Annotated in this window: 16 protein-coding genes; 11 read left to right on the forward strand and 5 right to left on the reverse strand. The window is 44.0% G+C overall.

Annotated features, from left to right (window positions below; all coding sequences use genetic code 11):
* The first annotated feature begins 365 nt into the window (after positions 1-365).
* The 7 genes from araJ (at position 366) to QVD32_RS08135 (ending at position 5,152) form a co-directional block, all read left to right on the forward strand.
* Entirely contained in the window at positions 366-1,517 is a 1,152-nt protein-coding gene (gene araJ / locus QVD32_RS08105; protein ID WP_118687226.1) for an MFS transporter AraJ, read from the forward strand.
* 341 nt (positions 1,518-1,858) lie between these two features.
* Positions 1,859-2,215, forward strand: a complete 357-nt coding sequence (gene rpsF, locus QVD32_RS08110; RefSeq protein WP_021891355.1) for a 30S ribosomal protein S6 — start codon at positions 1,859-1,861, stop codon at positions 2,213-2,215.
* 3 nt (positions 2,216-2,218) lie between these two features.
* Positions 2,219-2,488: a 30S ribosomal protein S18 gene (gene rpsR, locus QVD32_RS08115; protein WP_008861846.1), complete on the forward strand. Its 270-nt coding sequence runs from the start codon at positions 2,219-2,221 to the stop codon at positions 2,486-2,488.
* Between the two features lie 22 nt (positions 2,489-2,510).
* Positions 2,511-2,954: a 50S ribosomal protein L9 gene (rplI, locus tag QVD32_RS08120; RefSeq protein ID WP_008861845.1), complete on the forward strand. Its 444-nt coding sequence runs from the start codon at positions 2,511-2,513 to the stop codon at positions 2,952-2,954.
* A 136-nt stretch (positions 2,955-3,090) separates the two neighbouring features.
* On the forward strand, positions 3,091-4,023 hold the full coding sequence (locus tag QVD32_RS08125) for a helix-turn-helix transcriptional regulator (protein WP_229033560.1): 933 nt from the start codon (positions 3,091-3,093) through the stop codon (positions 4,021-4,023).
* Between the two features lie 275 nt (positions 4,024-4,298).
* The gene (locus QVD32_RS08130) at positions 4,299-4,601 is read left to right on the forward strand and encodes a hypothetical protein (RefSeq protein WP_118687227.1); all 303 of its coding nucleotides are present in this window, start codon (positions 4,299-4,301) and stop codon (positions 4,599-4,601) included.
* 47 nt (positions 4,602-4,648) lie between these two features.
* The gene (locus QVD32_RS08135; RefSeq protein WP_021891357.1) at positions 4,649-5,152 is read left to right on the forward strand and encodes a hypothetical protein; all 504 of its coding nucleotides are present in this window, start codon (positions 4,649-4,651) and stop codon (positions 5,150-5,152) included.
* Positions 5,153-5,287: 135 nt separating this feature from the next.
* On the opposite strand, the gene QVD32_RS08140 is transcribed toward QVD32_RS08135, so the two are convergent.
* The gene (locus tag QVD32_RS08140) at positions 5,288-6,472 is read right to left on the reverse strand and encodes a DUF4369 domain-containing protein (RefSeq protein ID WP_021891358.1); all 1,185 of its coding nucleotides are present in this window, start codon (positions 6,470-6,472) and stop codon (positions 5,288-5,290) included.
* 213 nt (positions 6,473-6,685) lie between these two features.
* Between QVD32_RS08140 and nfo the strand changes: the two genes are divergently transcribed.
* The 3 genes from nfo (at position 6,686) to cysK (ending at position 9,975) form a co-directional block, all read left to right on the forward strand.
* Positions 6,686-7,534 carry a deoxyribonuclease IV gene (gene nfo, locus QVD32_RS08145; protein WP_008861840.1) on the forward strand — a complete coding sequence of 283 codons (849 nt, stop codon included), beginning with the start codon at positions 6,686-6,688 and terminating at the stop codon, positions 7,532-7,534.
* A gap of 50 nt (positions 7,535-7,584) precedes the next feature.
* On the forward strand, positions 7,585-8,922 hold the full coding sequence (locus tag QVD32_RS08150; RefSeq protein ID WP_008861839.1) for an SLC45 family MFS transporter: 1,338 nt from the start codon (positions 7,585-7,587) through the stop codon (positions 8,920-8,922).
* A 105-nt stretch (positions 8,923-9,027) separates the two neighbouring features.
* Positions 9,028-9,975, forward strand: coding sequence for a cysteine synthase A (cysK, locus tag QVD32_RS08155; protein ID WP_008861838.1), 948 nt, complete (start codon positions 9,028-9,030; stop codon positions 9,973-9,975).
* Between the two features lie 6 nt (positions 9,976-9,981).
* Here the strand turns inward: cysK and QVD32_RS08160 are convergent, their stop codons facing one another.
* Complete coding sequence (locus QVD32_RS08160) at positions 9,982-12,663, reverse strand: 4-alpha-glucanotransferase (RefSeq protein WP_118687228.1); 2,682 nt, start codon at positions 12,661-12,663, stop codon at positions 9,982-9,984.
* Positions 12,664-12,804: 141 nt separating this feature from the next.
* Positions 12,805-15,342, reverse strand: coding sequence for an adenosylcobalamin-dependent ribonucleoside-diphosphate reductase (locus QVD32_RS08165; protein ID WP_021891361.1), 2,538 nt, complete (start codon positions 15,340-15,342; stop codon positions 12,805-12,807).
* A 407-nt stretch (positions 15,343-15,749) separates the two neighbouring features.
* Here QVD32_RS08165 and QVD32_RS08170 point away from each other — a divergent pair, with 407 nt between their 5' ends.
* The gene (locus QVD32_RS08170) at positions 15,750-16,499 is read left to right on the forward strand and encodes a nitroreductase family protein (protein ID WP_021891362.1); all 750 of its coding nucleotides are present in this window, start codon (positions 15,750-15,752) and stop codon (positions 16,497-16,499) included.
* 64 nt (positions 16,500-16,563) lie between these two features.
* On the opposite strand, the gene dnaA is transcribed toward QVD32_RS08170, so the two are convergent.
* A complete protein-coding gene (dnaA, locus tag QVD32_RS08175; protein WP_021891363.1) occupies positions 16,564-17,961 on the reverse strand; it encodes a chromosomal replication initiator protein DnaA in 1,398 nt (465 codons plus the stop codon).
* 347 nt (positions 17,962-18,308) lie between these two features.
* Positions 18,309-19,193 carry an MlaD family protein gene (locus tag QVD32_RS08180; protein ID WP_021891364.1) on the reverse strand — a complete coding sequence of 295 codons (885 nt, stop codon included), beginning with the start codon at positions 19,191-19,193 and terminating at the stop codon, positions 18,309-18,311.
* Positions 19,194-19,224: the final 31 nt, after the last annotated feature.

A 19,224-nucleotide genomic window follows, 5' to 3' on the forward strand; every position in this document is an offset into this window, starting at 1 on the left:
TTATTCCGAGACAGATTGAGACCTATGTTGAAGCAGATTGGAGTCCGAGATATGCAGTCAATAGCGGGCTATTGACAAAAATCAAGGGATTCAAGATGCGAGACAGGGGCACAATATGGCCGGAACATACCTACTTGCAATGATAATATCATTTCTCAATAAATTTAAAACAGCTTCTAAATACTACACGACAGATACTATCTGTTCGCATTTAAAAAAAGATGCCAAAAAATTTAGTCTCTCACGAAAAAAATAAGTCGATTATTTTGGACAAAACAGTCTTATTCACGTCCTTTGCACCCGATTTTTTCAGAAGGTCCGCGAAAATCACGCGGCCTCACTGCTCAATAGGTAATTAAATAGAAATGAAAAAGAGTCTTATCGCACTGGCATTCGGCACATTAGGATTAGGTATAGCCGAATTTGTCATGATGGCTATACTGCCTTATGTAGCAGCCGATCTGCACATCAGTATCCCGACCGCCGGACACTTGATTTCGGCCTATGCTCTCGGTGTTTGTGCAGGAGCGCCCATGCTTACCCTCGCCCGTAAACTCCCGTTAAAAAATATTTTGTTAGGATTGGTGGCGATCATGATGGTAGGAAACATCTTTGCCTCACTGTCGCCCAACTACTGGACTATGCTTGTCGCCCGATTCATATCGGGGTTACCACATGGAGCCTATTTCGGCGTCGCATCGGTTGTCGCAGAGAAACTTGCCGACAAGGGAAAAGGCTCCGAGGCAGTCTCTATCATGATTGCCGGCATGACCATCGCCAACCTCTTCGGAGTCCCGTTAGGAACATCGCTCAGCACGTTGCTATCGTGGAGACTCACATTCATGCTGGTAGGAGTATGGGGTATCATCATACTTTATTACATCTGGAAATGGGTTCCCCAAGTCGAAGGACTACCCGATACAGGGTTCAAAGGGCAATTCCGTTTCTTGAAAACCGGAGCCCCGTGGCTTATTTTGGGAGCTACCATGTTGGGAAACGGAGGCGTATTTTGTTGGTATAGCTACATAAATCCCCTCCTTACGAAAGTTTCCGGATTTTCCACAGAAAGCATTACCCTATTGATGGTATTGGCCGGATTCGGTATGGTAGTCGGGAATCTCTTGGGCGGGAAGTTGTCCGACAAATATACTCCCGGACGTGTAGCCGCCTCTACCCAATTCATACTCTTTATGGCATTATTGGGCATTTTCTTCGTAGCCCATATCAACTGGCTCACAGCCCTGCTCATGTGCCTCTGTACAGCCGGACTGTTCGCCGTGTCGAGCCCTCAACAAATCTCTATCATTCACTTTGCCAAAGGAGGCGAGTTACTGGGAGCAGCCTGTATACAAGTGGCTTTCAATCTCGGCAATGCCATCGGTGCGTATATCGGAGGTCTACCCCTGCAAGCCGGACTGGGATATCAATATCCCGCCCTGATAGGAGCGCCCCTCGCCTTAGTCGGGTTTATCCTCCTCACGCTGTTTTACAAAAAATACGAGCCGAAGAAAGCGTGATATTTAACCACAGAATATGCAAAATACAGTAGAAGCTGTTTTAAATTTATTCCGAGACAGATTGAGCCCTATGTTGAAGCAGATTGGAGTCCGAGATAGGCAGTCAATAGCGGGCTATTGACAAAAATCAAGGGATTCAAGATGCGAGACAGGAGCGCAATATGGCCGGAACATACCTGCCTACAATGATAATATTATTTCTCTATAAATTTAAAACAGCTTCTAAGAGTGAATGTTCCCTCAAAAAACGAGTATAAAGCATTGCATAATTACAAAATAATACCTACCTTTGCCCCCGCAAATAAAAAAACATTATACTAATTACGTTAAACTAAACGAGTATGAATCATTACGAAACCGTTTTCATCTTAACTCCCGTTTTGTCTGATGTACAGATGAAGGAAGCGGTAGAAAAATTCAAAACGATTCTCACCGAACAAGGCGCAGTAATCGTGAATGAAGAAAACTGGGGATTGCGCAAACTCGCCTATCCTATCCAAAAAAAGACCACCGGGTTCTACACCCTGTTGGAATTCGACGCCGAACCTTCTGTCATCGCTAAATTGGAAATCCAATTCCGTCGTGACGAACGTGTAATCCGTTTCTTGACATTCAGAATGGATAAATTTGCAGCCGAATACGCAGCAAAGAGAAGAAGTGTTAAATCGTCTAACAAAGAAGAAGTAAAGGAGAACTAAAAAATGGCACAAGCACAATCTGAAATCAGATATTTGACCCCTCCCTCGGTCGACATCAAAAAGAAAAAATACTGCCGTTTCAAGAAAAACGGTATTAAGTATATCGATTACAAAGATCCCGAATTCCTGAAAAAATTCTTGAACGAACAAGGCAAGATCCTGCCCCGTCGTATCACAGGAACTTCGTTGAAATTTCAACGTCGTATTGCACAAGCTGTGAAAAGAGCCCGTCACTTGGCGCTGCTCCCTTATGTAACTGATATGATGAAATAATTAAACGAAGGAGGAATTTAGCATGCAAGTAATATTGAAAGAAGATGTCGCTAACCTCGGTTACAAAGACGATGTCGTTACAGTGAAAAGCGGATATGGTCGCAACTACCTTATCCCGCAAGGAAAAGCAGTGATCGCTTCTCCTTCTGCATTGAAAGTTCGCGAAGAAGATTTGAAACAACGCGCTCACAAGCTCGAAAAGATCAAAGCTGATGCTTTGGCTTTGGCTGCCGCTCTCGAAGGCGTGTCTCTTACCATCGGTGCTAAAACCAGCTCGACCGGTACGATCTTCGGTTCTGTAAACAACATTCAGATTGCCGAAGCCCTCGAAAAATTGGGACATATCGTAGACCGCAAACAAATCGTTATTAAAGATACGGTTAAAGAAGTGGGTAACTACAAAGCTATTGTAAAACTTCACAAAGAAGTCAGCGTAGAAATCCCCTTCGAAGTCGTTGCCGAATAATCATCGAAACTTCTTATAGTAAGAACGCCCGATTTTGTCGGGCGTTCTTCTTTTTAAATTCCCACTTATTTATCAACACGACACGTTTTGTCGTTCTGCATCATTATATTTGCACAAGAAGCAAAAACAAACAGATATGGCAAAACTCAGTCAAATACGACGCTTGGCGATACTCATCAACAAACTATCGGCAGTTCGATACGTCCCGACAGACGCACTCATCGCACACGTAGAGAATACCCTCGCCCTATACGACAACAAAGATTCGAACTATTCGCAACGAACCATGCAGCGCGATTTCGGACTTATCGACGAAATGTTCGGCATAGTCATTCGTAACGACAAATCACGAGGATACTACATTGCCGAACTCGACGAGATGACCGACAACTACAAAGAACTACTGCTCAACTTCGAGCTGCTCAGTTCTATCAACGCAGACAGTGTTTTGCAAAAATACGTCCTCGCCGAGCATCGCCATAACGCCATACGGCACGAACTCATCGCTCCCCTCCTAAAAGCGATACGAAAAAGGAATCCCATTGAATTTGACTACACCTTAGTACGCCATAACGGAAAAATCGTTCACAAACGGCTCATGCCCCATTTCTTGAAAGAATCGCAATACCGATGGTATCTCATCGGCTACGACACCGACAGCAAACTGAAATCGTTCGGAGTGGACCGTATCTCGGCGATAAATATTCTCGAAGATACACAATTTCTCCGTGACGAACACATAGATATCCCCTCCCTCTTTCGGGAAAGTTACGGGATATGGAACAATCCCGAAGACCCCGTGGAAGAAATCGTTCTTAAATACGATTCGGTCGATGGAGCTTTCGTGAAAACACTACCCCTGCATCACTCGCAACAAATACTCTCCGAAGACGAAACAGGTATCACCGTCAAACTGCGACTGCGCATTACCAACGACTTCGTCATGGAACTGCTTTCCCGCAGCCGATCGGTCGAAGTAGTCGCGCCACACACCCTGCGCACCCGCCTGTACGATACGCTGCGACAAGCCGCCGAACGAAACAAACCTATTGAAACAGAGTGCGACTAAGTACTGAAAATCATTAACGATACGAATAAAATACCGAATAAAATACAATACCCCAAGACTTGTTATTACAAATCACCCAGACATTCTACACTAAAATTATCGTTATGGGAAATATCGAAAAAATCATACAGGCAAAGATATTCAGCTTATACAAAAAACAAGCCTTATATGCTTTTAGCGGAAGCTAATCGTTTACTTACCTTTACCCGTTTAATCGCTGATAACAAAGCCTTGAAAAAATAGTAGAATCAGGACTGATTCCTCACGCCTATCAAATGCAAAAATCTCCAAAACAATGGAGAATCCCTTTATCAGAAAAAGGGAAGGCGGAAAAAGAAAAATTGGATAAACAGAATAAACAAAGAGCAAAGGAAAACCAATATACAATCCAAACACAAATATTAAACCAACCAACTCTTTGTTGCCCGTTTTGTGAAGATACCGATATAATTCCGGAACAGTTTCGTTCGGAGCCATGTTTAATATGTCCAAAATACCAAGCAAGAAATGGATGTGAAGGAATGAACAACGAAAATCAAATATTTTATCTCGATGAAAACGGGAATCTAATTTATTAAAACAAACTTAACTACAAATATAGTGAAACAAATTAAATGATACAGCTATGAAATTCAACACTATCGATGATTTGAAAGCCGCCGGTTTCGAGGGATTCATTCCGGTAGCACAACTGCAAGCCGACAGTACGGCAATCCCCCGAACAGCCGGTGTGTATATGGTCGTCTATACGGGGGAAAATATTCCCGAATTTCTCTCCCGCGGTACGGGAGGATTCTTTAAAGGGAAAGATCCCAATGTGTCGATAACCGAGTTGGAAACCAACTGGGTAGAAAATACATGCGTGGTCTATATCGGAAAAGCTGGAAAGTTAAAAAATTGCAAAGCTACCATTCAAAGCCGATTAAAACAATACTTAGACTTCGGTGCCGGAAAGAAAAGCGGACACAAAGGCGGCCGATACATTTGGCAAATAAAAAATTCCGGCAATTTGCTGTTGTGCTGGAAACCTACTCCCGACGAAGATCCCGAAACGGTCGAAACCGCACTCATCGCCCGATTCAAAGAACAGCACGGGGGACACAGACCTTTCGCCAATCTCAAAGATTAAAGGCAGAGGGGATCTCTATGTAGAGTCAAGGCAGAAGTTCTATTTTGCCTTGATTCCCATTTTTAGACAAATTACAATACTTGCAATATGAAAAAATCTCATTACTACGACATTGCCGAGTATTGTGGAGACAAACTATATTGACAATCGTTTTACAAATCCAGTGGTATCCGGTACAGACGACACAGCAGTATCTCTTCTCGCCCGATAGGGTAACAGTTCTTGCAGCCTCTGTTCCAACTTTGTCACCGTCAGGTTACGGGAATCGATGGACCCATCGGGGGCAATAAGCATAAAATTGGGAACCGACACCAGAGCATATCGGGTTTCGATTACATCGGGTTCCGCGGCCGCACAGTGATGTGAAGGCAATCCCAAAGTTCTCACTTTTTCTCGCCATATGTCCCGTTTTTTATCCAACGAAACAGACAAAAAGGTCGCGCCCCGATAACCATACGCCCGATACAGTTCTCCGAATTTCGTCATATCCCGGCAAGAAGGCTCGCTATCCGAACGCCAAAAGCCAATAGCCGTATATCTCGCATATCCTATATATCCCGACAGATTCTCTTTCCGTCCCGAATACTCTATCAATGGAACATCTACATACGGATTTCCCGGCTCGACTTTATCGGCGTTACGCAAGCGCAAAGAAATATCGGACAATATCTGCGCATTCTTGCTTCGCCCACCGAATCCCGACAAAAGGCTTCGCAACTCATCTTCATCGAAACGGCTTTGCATCTGTTCCAGCACCCATATCGCAGCCGGTGAATAATGATTCAGTCGAATAAACCGGTAGGCCAGCTTCTCCTCTTGGCTGCTCAAACGAAAATCTTCATCGCACATCGATTGTTCCAAACCGGCATCCATCATACGCTTCTCCACCTGTTCGACGTAATGGCTATGCAAACAACGGCGTAAAGAATCGAGGCGATACGCCTCCCGTTTATATTCCTCGAATATGTTATTCTGCTCCGTCCCTGCGACACTTGAATACGAAGTATCCATCACCGCCTCCATCGCTCCATTTTCCAACACAAATAACACGGGCACAGCCAAAGAATCGAGATAACGGTTAAACCGCAGATAAGCCATAATCGGTTCCTCCTGTACTCCGTGAAAAGAAAAAACTCCGCCATCGACTATCGCACTGTCCAAATTCACCAATTCATCTCCGTTACTATGAGACAAATAAACGACATTCCCGTCAGTCAGCGAGTTAACCACTTTTCCTGTAATCACGTATGACGAATCCGTTCTATCCTGACAACCGGCGAGCAATAGCAGAAAAAATATCCAATGATATACCTTATTCATACTCTATACTTTGTAACTACAAAGATAGCGAAAGGTGAGAGCAGAGACAAACGGAAACCCCATTTCCGATTTGGCTATACCGAACCGCATCCTATCTTCGTACTCACAAAGATAAAGAAGTTTTCAGGAACCATCTCAAATCTTAACTCATTCATCTCGGCAGCAATCGGCTTTTTTTGTAGTTTTGCTTAAAGAACAAAAACGACCGGAATCATGAAATTTATAGGAGCCCACGTAAGTGCTGCGGGCGGTGTAGAAAACGCTCCGGTAAACGCACATGCCATAGGGGCCAAAGCCTTCGCCTTGTTCACAAAAAATCAAAGGCAATGGCAATCGCCTCCGTTATCGGACAAAAGCATAGAACTGTTCAAGGAGAATTGCGAAAAATACGGATTCTCACCCCAATATATACTACCGCATGACAGCTACCTAATCAACCTCGGACATCCTCAGGAAGAAGGGCTGACCAAATCTCGGGTGGCTTTTCTGGACGAAATGCGACGTTGCGAACAGCTGGGATTGAAACTATTGAATTTCCACCCCGGCAGTCACTTGAAAGAGATTTCGACCGACGAGTGTCTAGCCCGTATCGCCCAATCGATCAATTTGGCTCTCGAAAAGACCGATGGGGTTACCGCCGTTATAGAAAACACGGCCGGGCAAGGCAGTAACGTAGGATTCAAGTTCGAGCATTTAGCGGTTATCATCGACTGGATAGAGGACAAAAGTCGTGTAGGAGTCTGCATAGATTCCTGCCATGCTTTTGCCGGAGGTTACGATTTGGCGACAGCCGAAGGATATGATGCGACTTGGCGGGAATTCGACCGGATTATCGGATTCGAATACTTGCGAGGAATGCACCTGAACGATGCTAAAAAAGGACTCGACTCCCGTGTAGACCGTCACGACAGTTTAGGCGCAGGCGTATTGGGTATGGGGTTCTTTGAACGATTAATGCAAGATAAGCGTTTTGATAACATACCGTTGATTCTCGAAACTCCGAATGAGAACCTTTGGCCTCAGGAAATAGAGAAACTGTATGGCATGACCTTCCCGGAATAAACAGAACAACGGATTTACAATAAACCCAATGCTCCTCTCTTTTCGATGGAATGAGAGTAAAACCCGATTTAAGTTTCCGAAGGCTATGGGATATTAGTTTCGGATTCTTCGGCGTTCAGATAGCCTATGCTCTTCAAAGCGCCAACATTAGCCGGATATTCGCCACCTTAGGGGCCGATCCGCATAATTTAAGTTATTTCTGGATACTTCCTCCGTTAGCGGGAATTATCGTACAACCTATCGTAGGCGCATTGAGCGACCGCACTTGGAATCGTTTCGGACGACGTATTCCATACCTTATCGCCGGCTCGGCCATTGCCGTAGCAGTCATGTGCCTATTGCCTAATGCCGCTTCATTCAAGGGATATATCCATGCAATGTGGTTCGGGTTAATAGCCCTCATGATGTTGGACACATCTATCAATATGGCCATGCAACCTTTCAAAATGTTGGTAGGCGATATGGTCAACGAACGGCAAAAAGGACTCGCTTACTCCATACAAAGTTTCCTTTCCAATGCCGGAAGTTTAGTCGGCTACTTGTTCCCTATCCTGTTCACCTATATCGGTATCAGCAATATCGCAGCCCCCGGAGTTATCCCCGATTCGGTAATTTTCTCTTTCTACGGAGGGGCAGCCATATTGATACTGTGTACCCTCTATTCTTCGATACGGGTGAAAGAAATGCCACCTGCGGAATTCCAAAAATTTCACCAAATTTCGGACAAAGAACTGACAGAGAAGAATAATTTCATATCCCTACTGCGCCACGCTCCGAAAGTTTTCTGGACGGTCGGTCTCGTTCAGTTTTTCTGTTGGTCGGCTTTCATGTATATGTGGACCTATTCCACAGGAGCCATCGCCGACAACGTCTGGCACTCGACCGATCCGGCTTCTCCCGGCTACCAATCAGCCGGGAACTGGACGGGCGTATTATTCGCCATACAAGCCATAGGCTCGGTATGTTGGGCCCCGCTTCTCCCCTTGATAAAAAACAGAAAAGCGGCATATAGCCTCAGCCTACTTATCGGCGGAGCCGGTTTCACACTGGTTCCTTTCATTCACAATGCCTATCTGATGTTCCTGCCTTTCTTCCTCATTGGTTGTGCTTGGGCAGCCATATTGGCTCTACCCTTCACGATCCTCACCAATTCCATCTCGGGGAAAAACATGGGAGCCTATTTAGGACTGTTCAACGGCACGATCTGTGTTCCCCAAATTCTCGCGGCCTTAGTAGGTGGTTCTCTGCTACGATGGTTAGGCGGTAGCCAGCCCGTCATGTTGGGGATTTCGGGTATTCTGTTATTCGCGGGAGCTTTGTGCGTATTTGCAATCAAAGAAACATTCGTACATGAAAGTGAGACAGAACGTATCGAAAAGGGAGATTAACAGACTTTCAATACTAAAACAAATATAAGCTCCACTTGATATCATCAAATTAATTTGCTCCTGCCCTCGTTTGCACTATCTTTGTATCACCATAAATATATAAACATGAAGAAAATAGCCAAAAGTCTAACCGACTTGATAGGGAATACCCCTCTATTGGAACTCTCGAATTACAATAAAAAACATGAGTTGAACGGAATACTGGTCGCTAAACTGGAATACTTCAATCCGGCCGGGAGTGTAAAAGACCGTATCGCTTTATCTATGATAGAAGAGGCCGAACAAAAAGGGCTGTTGAAATCTCATGCCACAATTATAGAACCCACAAGCGGAAATACAGGTGTAGGTCTCGCATTCGTTTCGGCAGCAAGAGGCTATCGGCTCATACTGACCATGCCCGATACGATGAGCATGGAAAGGCGCAATCTGCTCAAAGCATTGGGAGCACAGTTAATCCTTACTCCCGGTAGTGAAGGTATGGCAGGAGCCATTCAAAAGGCGAAAGAACTGAATGAAGAGATAGAGGGAAGCATCATTCTGCAACAATTCGAAAACCCTGCCAATCCCGCCATTCATGCGAAAACAACGTCCGAAGAAATATGGAGAGACACCGAAGGCAAAATCGATATATTCGTCGCCGGAGTAGGTACAGGAGGAACCATCAGCGGCGTAGGAACCGGACTAAAAAAACACAACCCTGCTATAAAAATCGTAGCCGTAGAACCGAAAGACTCGCCGGTTCTATCGGGAGGTAAAGCCGGATCCCATAAAATACAGGGCATCGGCGCCGGGTTCGTTCCCAAGACATTCGATGCTTCCGTAGTCGATCAAATAATCCCCGTAAGCAACGACGATGCCATTCGCACCAGTAGAGAACTGACAGCGGCAGAGGGTCTATTAGTAGGTATCTCCTCCGGAGCAGCTGTTTTCGCAGCTACCCGATTGGCTCAATTACCCGAAAACAAAGGCAAAACAATCGTCGTACTTTTACCCGATACGGGAGAACGTTATCTGTCGACAGTGCTATACGATTTCGAGGGATATGCCTTGTAAAAGCCCCTATCTCCCGCTACGTTCAATCAATTCCCGAAGGCGGGTATTAAATACCCCTTCTTCCAAAAGCTGTTCTATCGACAAGTGCATGCGGTATCGCCAATAGTGACGGGAATGAGCCGGTATATTTATCCGCTCCTCCTGCGGATTTTCCCGACGTAACCGCCCGTCTATCGACAGCCAATCCTGTAACGGTAAAATAGCAAGCATCGAAGGAGAAAAGAGATTCAACTCGACTATCTTCTCGCAAATCCACGGTTCACAGAAAGAAGGAGCCTCGCCCTGTTCGCCGAGAATTTCATTGAAAAATCGTTGTGTTCGAGCTCTATCCTCTTCCCACCATACCCTTATTCCCGACATATCGTGAGTCGAGGTCGTACATACCGATCGATAAGGATAAGCCCATGTATCCCCAAATTCGCGCCAAGACTCCTTAGGCATTCGTTGTATTTCCAACGAGAGTATCTGTAAACGCTCCATCACTTCGGGAACGCAGTGCGGGATCATTCCCAAATCCTCGCCACAGACCAGCATGTCGGTCGACGATATGAGAGCAGGTAACTTCCGCAACGCCTCGTCTTTCCAAAAAACATCGTGACGATGGTAATAAAAATCGTCATACAAACGATTGAAACAAGACTTCTGATCTTCATCGAGGCTATGATAAACATGTGTATGCTGAGCCGAGATACGGGGGTGATAATACCCCGGACGATCGGGATCTTCGAGGAAAAGGACATCGTCGATAAGCCGCATCAACCCGTCTCTTATCAAAATACTCATATCGTCACTCGCCCCGGAGAAATATCCGACTATCTTACGCTGAGTATCGACCAAGACATTCAAATCCCATCGTCCGTCTCCCTTATGTACCAAGAACCGCTCTTTCACTTCTCCGGTATATGCACCGAAAATCTCGTCCAAAAAATCTTCCCGAATATAAGGAACCGTTTGCCACGAAGCATCAAAACGGAATCCGTATCCCTGCAACTCTTCGGGAGAGAACGGTAACGCCGGATTAAAGTGTCCCAGCAGACCATGAACGGCATTGAACGGAATTTCCCAAATTCTGAAAAAGCCCAAAATATGATCAATCCGGTAAGCATCGAAATACTCCGACATCTTGCGCAACCGGGCTTTCCACCACGCATATCCATCACGAGCCATGACCTCCCAATTATACGTTGGAAATCCCCAGTTCTGGCCTTCTATCGAGAAATCGTCGGGTGGCGCCCCTGCCTGACTATCCATGTGAAAGAGTTGCGGATTGACCCACGCATCGACACTGGTACGACTGATTCCTATGGGAATATCGCCTTTCAAAACCACTCCTGCCCGATGGGCATACTCCTTGACTTCGGATAATTGAACATGCAAATGATACTGAATATAATAATACAATGCGACCGATTTATACCACGGACTCCACACGGCACAATAGTCGGCAATGGCCGATTCATCGTAAAACGAATGTTCTTCCCAACAGCTAAAATTGGCAGTTCCGAATCGGTCTCTCAAACTGCAAAATGCTGCGTAAGGACGTAACCAAAAACTATTATCCCGAAAAAAGGCTTTGAATCCGTCGCTCGATAGCGTAGCCTCGCCCTGCTCCTCGAACAAAAGTCTCAAATATTCCATCTTCGCACGGTTCACCCGCTCGTAATCGACATCGGGCAACCGGTTCAATTCTTCTCGTAACGCATCGAAGCGGGCTTGCTCCACCTCGTCGTTCAAATACCCGACTTCGGATAACCGAAGGTACTGCGGATGCAGAGCAAAAGTAGAGTTGGCATTATAGGGATAGGAGTCTTGCCATGTACCCGACATCGTCGTATCGTTCACCGGGAGTAGCTGTATAAACGACTGTCCTGTTCTTAACGCCCAATCTACCAAATATTTCAAATCGATAAACTCCCCTATGCCGAACCCATAATCCGTACGGAGAGAAAATACCGGAATCGCCGTCCCGGCTCCCCTCCACTGCGATTCGGAACCGTTGAAGCGAAGTCCCGAAACCACCACGGCCTCAGAAGGATTTTGCGGTTTCTCCCGGCAAATACGGTTCTCTCCCGTCTCCCAAGCAACAACTTCCCGTTGATGGGTACGCACGATAACGAACTTATACTCGAACGGGAATTTCAGTTGTCTCCCATCGAGGGTTATCTGCCACTCCGGAAAAGCAGAATCATTCAATAACGGGGCTTTTAAAACGTCCCAATCGCCCAATTCCGGACAGTCGCCGACCATAACGAGCCTCTCATCGGGCCTTAGTTGCGGCGCATCAACCTTAACGGTGAACGTCCCCTGTTCTATCGTTTCTACGACAGAATCGGCGTGTTGTCGAAAGAATATACCTTGAATGAATGCCGATGAATAAAAAGGCAAATTGGCAGGAACATCGCGCCATCGATCGACCAAACGATATTTCCCGGCATTCCTCCCCGGAGAGAAACTATGAGGACTCCCCCATTCCCGACGGATTCCCTCCCCGGACTTTACCAGATATTCATAATGGAACTTCTTTGCAGAGGCCGGAAGTTCCATTGTATATTTCCATAGGCCGTCACCTTGATAATCCATCATAACAGCCCGATTCTCTTCATTCGCACCAAGCTCATCTATGTCCCCGGAGAGAAATAAACTTTCGCCCCATCGAGTATGATAATATATCTCGAATATTATTTTCATCGCTATATCCTATATTTTAATCATAAAGGTAAGAACTTTCCGATAAAACAAATGCTCTTCTTCATACCTTTTTTCTAAAAAACAAAAGCGAACCTATGATAGTTCGCTTTTGCCTTTTGGTCTATATTTGTTGCTCGAATATTATCCACATTTGGAAGTTCCGCACGACGTACAGATGAGACAGCCTTCTTGATAAATGAGCGTCTCATTTCCGCAATGAGGACAAGTCTGCCCGTTAGCCTTAGTCCCATTGGGCAGATATTTCTTCAACGCTCGCTCGACCCCGTTTTTCCAACTGTTGATAGACTGACTATCCAATTCAAGGCTCGAAACCAATTTCAATACCTGCGGAATAGGCATTCCGTACCGGAGAACCCCCGATATCAGCTTGGCATAATTCCAATATTCCGGATTGAATTTATCGGACAATCCCTCGATAGTAGTCTTGTAACCACGCTTATTGGAGAACTGGAAGTCGTACCGCTTCGTACCATCTTCATTCACAGCTTTCACAATTTTTCCCTTGACTACATTCTTCGGACAAAAAATACCGTCATCGTCATCGGCCAAACCGGTAAAGATCTCGTACGGTTTACCGTCTTTCAAACCGACAAAGGCAATCCATTTTTCTTTATTATTCTGGAAACGAACCACGTCTGCCTCCAACTCGATAGGACGGACCAATGTCTCGGCCGGTTGATTAATAGCCGCAACGGGTTTCTTCTCCTCCTTCTTGGCTGAGATGAGAACTCCCGACCGGGAACCATCGCGATAAACAGTACACCCCTTACAGCCAGAACGCCATGCCTCTACATATAGCTGACCCACCATCTCTTCGCTGACATCGGAAGGTAAATTGATCGTCACGCTAATCGAGTGGTCCACCCACCTTTGAATGCGGCCTTGCATACGAACTTTCTGCAACCAGTCGATATCGTTAGCCGTAGCTTTATAATAAGGCGAACGAGCCACCAACGCATCGACTTCTTCCTGTGTATAATTCTCTTTCACTTCGATACCATTCACCTGCATCCAAGTGATGAATTTATGATGATAAACCACGTACTCTTCAAAAGCATCTCCCGTCTCGTCAACATAGTCGATACGAACCTCTGGATCATTGGGATTCACTTTACGGCGACGGCGATAAACAGGCATAAATACCGGTTCGATTCCCGATGTAGTCTGTGTCATCAAGCTCGTTGTTCCCGTGGGTGCGATAGTCAGACAGGCAATATTCCGACGCCCGTACTTACACATATCCCGATATAGTTCCTCGTCTTCCTTTTTCAACCGATTGATAAATGGGTTATCGACTTCCCTATCGGCATCGAAAATCGAGAAAGCCCCACGCTCTTTTGCCATCGAAACAGACGAACGATAAGCCGCAAGCGCCAACGAACGATGTACTTTTTCTGAAAAATCGGTCGCCTCTTCGGTTCCATAACGAAGTCCTAACGCGGCAATCATATCGCCCTCGGCAGTTGTACCCACACCAGTACGACGCCCTTGCAAAGTGCGTTTTTGAATCTTGTACCACAAGTTAAGCTCTGTACATTTTACCTCGTCGGTCTCTGGATCGGATTTGATTTTCTCTATGATCTTATCGATTTTCTCCATTTCGAGATCGATGATATCGTCCATCATTCGCTGAGCCAATCCTACGTGTTTACGGAACAAATCGAAATCGAAATAAGCCTCTTTCGTAAAAGGATTGACCACATAGGAGTACAAGTTTATCGCTAACAGACGGCAACTATCATAAGGACACAAGGGTATTTCTCCACAAGGATTGGTCGACACAGTTTTGAAACCTAAGTCGGCATAACAATCGGGGACAGACTCTCTGATAATGGTGTCCCAAAATAGAACTCCGGGTTCGGCCGACTTCCAAGCATTATGTACTATCTTTTTCCAAATAGCCTGCGCATCGACCTCTTTCGTTACTTTCGGATCGTCGGAATCGATAGGATATTGTTGCCGATAAGCTTTTCCGGCAATGGCAGCCTCCATAAAATCATCGTGAATCTTCACCGACACATTAGCTCCTGTCACCCGTCCTTCGACCATTTTGGCATCAATAAACGATTCCGAATCGGGATGCTTAATAGAAACCGATAACATTAAAGCTCCCCTACGACCGTCCTGAGCAACTTCACGCGTGGAATTGGAATAACGTTCCATAAACGGAACCAAACCCGTAGAAGTCAAAGCCGAGTTTTTTACCGGAGACCCTTTGGGCCGAATATGAGACAAATCGTGACCGACTCCTCCCCGACGTTTCATTAATTGAACTTGCTCTTCGTCGATTTTTATAATCCCTCCATAGGAATCCGGTGCTCCGTCGAGACCGATTACAAAACAGTTGGACAACGACCCTACCTGATAATTGTTTCCGATACCGCTCATAGGACTTCCCTGCGGTACGATATAACGGAAACCTTTCATTAAATCGAACAGTTCCTGTGCCGAAAGAGGATTAGGATATTTTTGCTCTATACGAGCAATTTCATTAGCGATACGCCAATGCATATCGTCGGGAGTCTTTTCATAAATATTCCCATACGAATCTTTTAGAGCATACTTGTTAACCCACACACGAGCCGCCAGCTCATCGCCTTTAAAATACTCCAACGAGGCCTGATATGCTTCGTCGTAAGTATAAACAATTGGTTCCACGAGATAAAATGTTTTTCAGTTTTCGTTAATTTACTTAATTTAGACAAAGGTTTCTTGATGAAAAAGATTTACGGTGCAAGTTTATAAAAAACATTCTACATACGCAAACAATATCATTTTTAAATTTTCAATTTTCAAAAAGTTTCCCAAATCAAACAAATAATATTCTAGTTATCAAAACATTATATTTTCAAGAAGCTTAAAAAGTTTCCAACTTTAAAAATCAACTGTAAAAATAAGAGCAATATAAAAAGAAACATCTCGATAAAAACAGTTTATAAATTTTCTTTTTTTACAATGAGAAGGAATAAAAAGAGTTACTAATAATTAGTAACCGAAATAAATAACTTATCAAATAAATTTTTAATTTTGCAATCGAACATCTAACCTCTAATAACTACCTTTATATGATATCGTCTTTAAAAGAAAGAAGAACTATACGGAAATATCTCAATAAGGATATTGACGAACAATTACTCAATGAGTTACTCGAAACAGCATTTCGAGCCCCCACGACGCAAAATATGCAAGTTTACAGTGTTGTCATAACCCGAGAACAGGAGAACAAAGAAAAGTTAGCTCCGGCTCATTTCAATCAACCCACTGTAACCAGCGCCCCTGTCGTATTAACTTTTTGTGCCGATTTCAACCGATTTATTAAATGGTGCGAACAAAATCATGCAGAACCGGGATATGACAATTTCCAATCCTTCGTCACGGCAGCTATCGATGCATTGCTTGTAGCTCAACAGTTTTGTACAGTAGCCGAAATTTCAGGATTGGGTTGCTGTTATCTGGGAACTACCACATATAACGCTCCTCAGATAGCGGAAATATTGCGTCTGCCCAAGTTTGTCATTCCTATTACCACTCTTACGGTGGGTTATCCCGCAGATATACCTGCGCAAATAGAACGACTTCCCATCGAAGCGATTCTTCACCACGAAGCATATCAAGACTATACCCCCAAAGCAATACATCGGCTCTACTTCGAAAAAGAGAATTTGGCAGAAAACAAGAAATATATCGAAGAGAACCATAAAGAGAATTTAGCCCAAGTCTTCACAGACGTACGTTCTCCCCGAAAAGACAATGAACTATTTTCAAAAACATTCCTTGACTTCATCGTCAAGCAGGGATTCCGTTTACCTGATTAAAGAAGAAAAATAAAAGAGCTCTTGAAAAGGAGCTCTTTTATTTTTCTTCGAGTAATTTATATTACTATCCTTGAATACGCTGCTCTATCTCTTCCAAATCGCTGCGCAATTTTTTATCGACACCTACCTGCTCCGATATAGTCTTGCAAGCATGCAAAACCGTAGCATGGTCTTTTTTCCCTAACACATCACCGATTCCTGCCAACGAAAGAGTGGTATATTTCTTTGCCAAATACATTGACATTTGGCGAGCAACGACCACTTCTCTCTTGCGAGTACGCTCCAACAATCTCGACGTTTCCAGTCCATAATATCCGCAAACAGCCTCTTTTATCGAATCTATGGTGATCTGTTTTTGAGTCATCTTTACACTGGCAGCCAACACTTGATCGGCCATGTCTATCGAAATCTCTTTCTTCAAGACACTCGAACGTACCATAAGCGATACAATGACTCCTTCCAAATCTCTCACATTATCGGTGACATTACGAGCTATATAGTCAATAACCTCTTCGGAAATAGACAATCCATCACGACGGACCTTACTCATCAAGATATCGTATCGTAATTCATAGTCAGGGCGTTCGACCTCGGCCGTCAAACCCCATTTGAAACGAGTCAGCAGGCGCGATACCATACCCACCAACTCAACCGGAGGCCTGTCGCAAGTGAGCACTAATTGCTTATTGCTCTGATGCAAATGATTGAATATATGGAAGAATGTATTCTGCGTCTGAGTCTTCCCGGCAAATTCCTGAATATCGTCCATCAACAGAACATCTATACTCTGGTAAAAGCTGATAAAATCGTTCACCCGATTATTACGAACAGCATCGGTATATTGCACTAAAAAATCATGAGCCGATAAATATAACACACGAGAAGCCGGATTATTCTCTTTAATACGCAATCCTATCGCTTGAATCAGGTGGGTTTTTCCAACCCCCGACTCACCGAATAAAAACAACGGATTAAAGGTGTTTCTCCCCGGGTTTGCAGCAATAGATTCTGCTGCCGTACGTGCCAGCATGTTACTCGCCCCTTGATAATAGCTTTCAAAAGTATAGATAGGGTTCAGGCGGGGATCGAGCTCATCGTAAACGCGTTGTTTGAAAGGGTCTAAAAGATCGGGCATCGACTGCTGCATCTTCTTTACGGCAGTCGATTTAGTAGTAGCGGTCAAATCGACGGTAGCTTCCGGCTGACGAACGATTTGTACACGATACAACAATTTCACGCTTGCCCCGTATATGCGAGGCAGAACCTTTTTCAGCAAACTGAGATAATGCTCCTCAATCTGCTCAATAACGAAATGTGAAGGGACAAGCAAAGTCAACACATTATCATCAAACCCCAAAGAGACTATCGGCTTGAATAAACTATCGAAAGCCTCTTCGTTTATATTGTCTTTGATAATTGTTAAACATCGGTCCCACAACTGAACATGCTGTTCTGAACCCATTTTTATGTAAATCTTCTATCAAAAAACTTTTGTGAGTACAAAATTCAAATTATTTTTCATCAAAAACAAATTCAAAAATATTTGCTTTTTACAGTTCTAGCACAAACAATTGATTACAAGGTGTTTATAAAACCCGACCATACAAAGCAAATTATCTGACATAGAAAATTATTATCACACTTATTTACAATATCTTACAATCTTCCACATGTTCTACGACAAAAATCGTTCCCTTTATACGAAATTTGGAAATAAACACATATAAGCGTAGCTCTGGGAAGATTACAAAAAAATTACACGGCCCTCTTTATTTATAATGATTCTAAATAATAAAAATATTCACGAAATCAAAATAGAGAAAAATGAACATAACGTTTCGGATTGAGTCTTAAATCTATCATCAAAGAATCTACGCTCCCCAAAACGCCATTCGCTTTATCGTACAGCAACCGGTCGTTCAACAATAGTCCCAGACTATTGTCGGGAGAAGTCAAATGATTGGTTATTTGCTGCAAATTATCGGAAGTTTTCTGAACCGAAATCATAGTAGATTGGAGAGGTAACGAATTCAAAGTTCCCGAGAACTGATTTACCTGCGCCGTTATTCCTTGTACATTGTCGAGAATAGCCGGCACATCGTCTTTCATCATCTGTGATAATTGCACGGACGAACGCTCCAAATTAGCGGTAATATGATCGATACGTTTTACCGAAGCAGATAAAGCAGGATCATTGACTAGCGTCTGCAATCCCGAAAGAATACTGTCGAGTTTCGGTAACAGCAAAGCAAACTGGGGCAACAACTCTCCTTGTATGTTTTGCATTAGTCCAGACTTCACTTCCCCTTCAATAACGGCTCCATGATCATAGTATTCGCTCACATGAGGGTTCAGATCGATAACAATCGATGCCGTTCCAAGCATATCGGTTTCGAGATAGACTTTACTATCGACCGGGATTTTTAATTTTTTATCGAGATTCAACAGCACCTTAATCGCGCCATTTGCATCATAATCATAAACAATTTCCTGCACGAGTCCCACTTTGTATCCATCGATAGATACCGGTGCAGACTGGGCCAAACCTGCAACATTCGGGAATTGTACATAATAATAATTAGAAGGTTTCATTACATTGATTCCCTTCAAATAGTTAATTCCCACATACAAAATCAAAATACTCGCAAGAACCGATAGTGCTATCTTAACTTCTTTTCCAAACCACTTTTTCATATTCTATTTTTTATTCAGCATCACAATACCT

Source organism: Barnesiella sp. (genome assembly GCF_022723415.1).
GTDB lineage: Bacteria > Bacteroidota > Bacteroidia > Bacteroidales > Barnesiellaceae > Barnesiella > Barnesiella intestinihominis.

What these genes read in the sequence shown, in the direction of transcription:
- QVD32_RS08180 (WP_021891364.1), bottom strand. Translation starts at nt 19,193, where the DNA reads ATGAAAAAGTGGTTTGGAAAAGAAGTTAAGATAGCACTATCGGTTCTT.
- QVD32_RS08140 (WP_021891358.1), bottom strand. Translation starts at nt 6,472, where the DNA reads ATGAATAAGGTATATCATTGGATATTTTTTCTGCTATTGCTCGCCGGT.
- nfo (WP_008861840.1), top strand. Translation starts at nt 6,686, where the DNA reads ATGAAATTTATAGGAGCCCACGTAAGTGCTGCGGGCGGTGTAGAAAAC.
- QVD32_RS08135 (WP_021891357.1), top strand. Translation starts at nt 4,649, where the DNA reads ATGAAATTCAACACTATCGATGATTTGAAAGCCGCCGGTTTCGAGGGA.
- araJ (WP_118687226.1), top strand. Translation starts at nt 366, where the DNA reads ATGAAAAAGAGTCTTATCGCACTGGCATTCGGCACATTAGGATTAGGT.
- rplI (WP_008861845.1), top strand. Translation starts at nt 2,511, where the DNA reads ATGCAAGTAATATTGAAAGAAGATGTCGCTAACCTCGGTTACAAAGAC.
- QVD32_RS08170 (WP_021891362.1), top strand. Translation starts at nt 15,750, where the DNA reads ATGATATCGTCTTTAAAAGAAAGAAGAACTATACGGAAATATCTCAAT.
- QVD32_RS08130 (WP_118687227.1), top strand. Translation starts at nt 4,299, where the DNA reads ATGCAAAAATCTCCAAAACAATGGAGAATCCCTTTATCAGAAAAAGGG.
- cysK (WP_008861838.1), top strand. Translation starts at nt 9,028, where the DNA reads ATGAAGAAAATAGCCAAAAGTCTAACCGACTTGATAGGGAATACCCCT.
- QVD32_RS08160 (WP_118687228.1), bottom strand. Translation starts at nt 12,663, where the DNA reads ATGAAAATAATATTCGAGATATATTATCATACTCGATGGGGCGAAAGT.
- QVD32_RS08150 (WP_008861839.1), top strand. Translation starts at nt 7,585, where the DNA reads ATGAGAGTAAAACCCGATTTAAGTTTCCGAAGGCTATGGGATATTAGT.
- rpsR (WP_008861846.1), top strand. Translation starts at nt 2,219, where the DNA reads ATGGCACAAGCACAATCTGAAATCAGATATTTGACCCCTCCCTCGGTC.
- dnaA (WP_021891363.1), bottom strand. Translation starts at nt 17,961, where the DNA reads ATGGGTTCAGAACAGCATGTTCAGTTGTGGGACCGATGTTTAACAATT.
- QVD32_RS08125 (WP_229033560.1), top strand. Translation starts at nt 3,091, where the DNA reads ATGGCAAAACTCAGTCAAATACGACGCTTGGCGATACTCATCAACAAA.
- rpsF (WP_021891355.1), top strand. Translation starts at nt 1,859, where the DNA reads ATGAATCATTACGAAACCGTTTTCATCTTAACTCCCGTTTTGTCTGAT.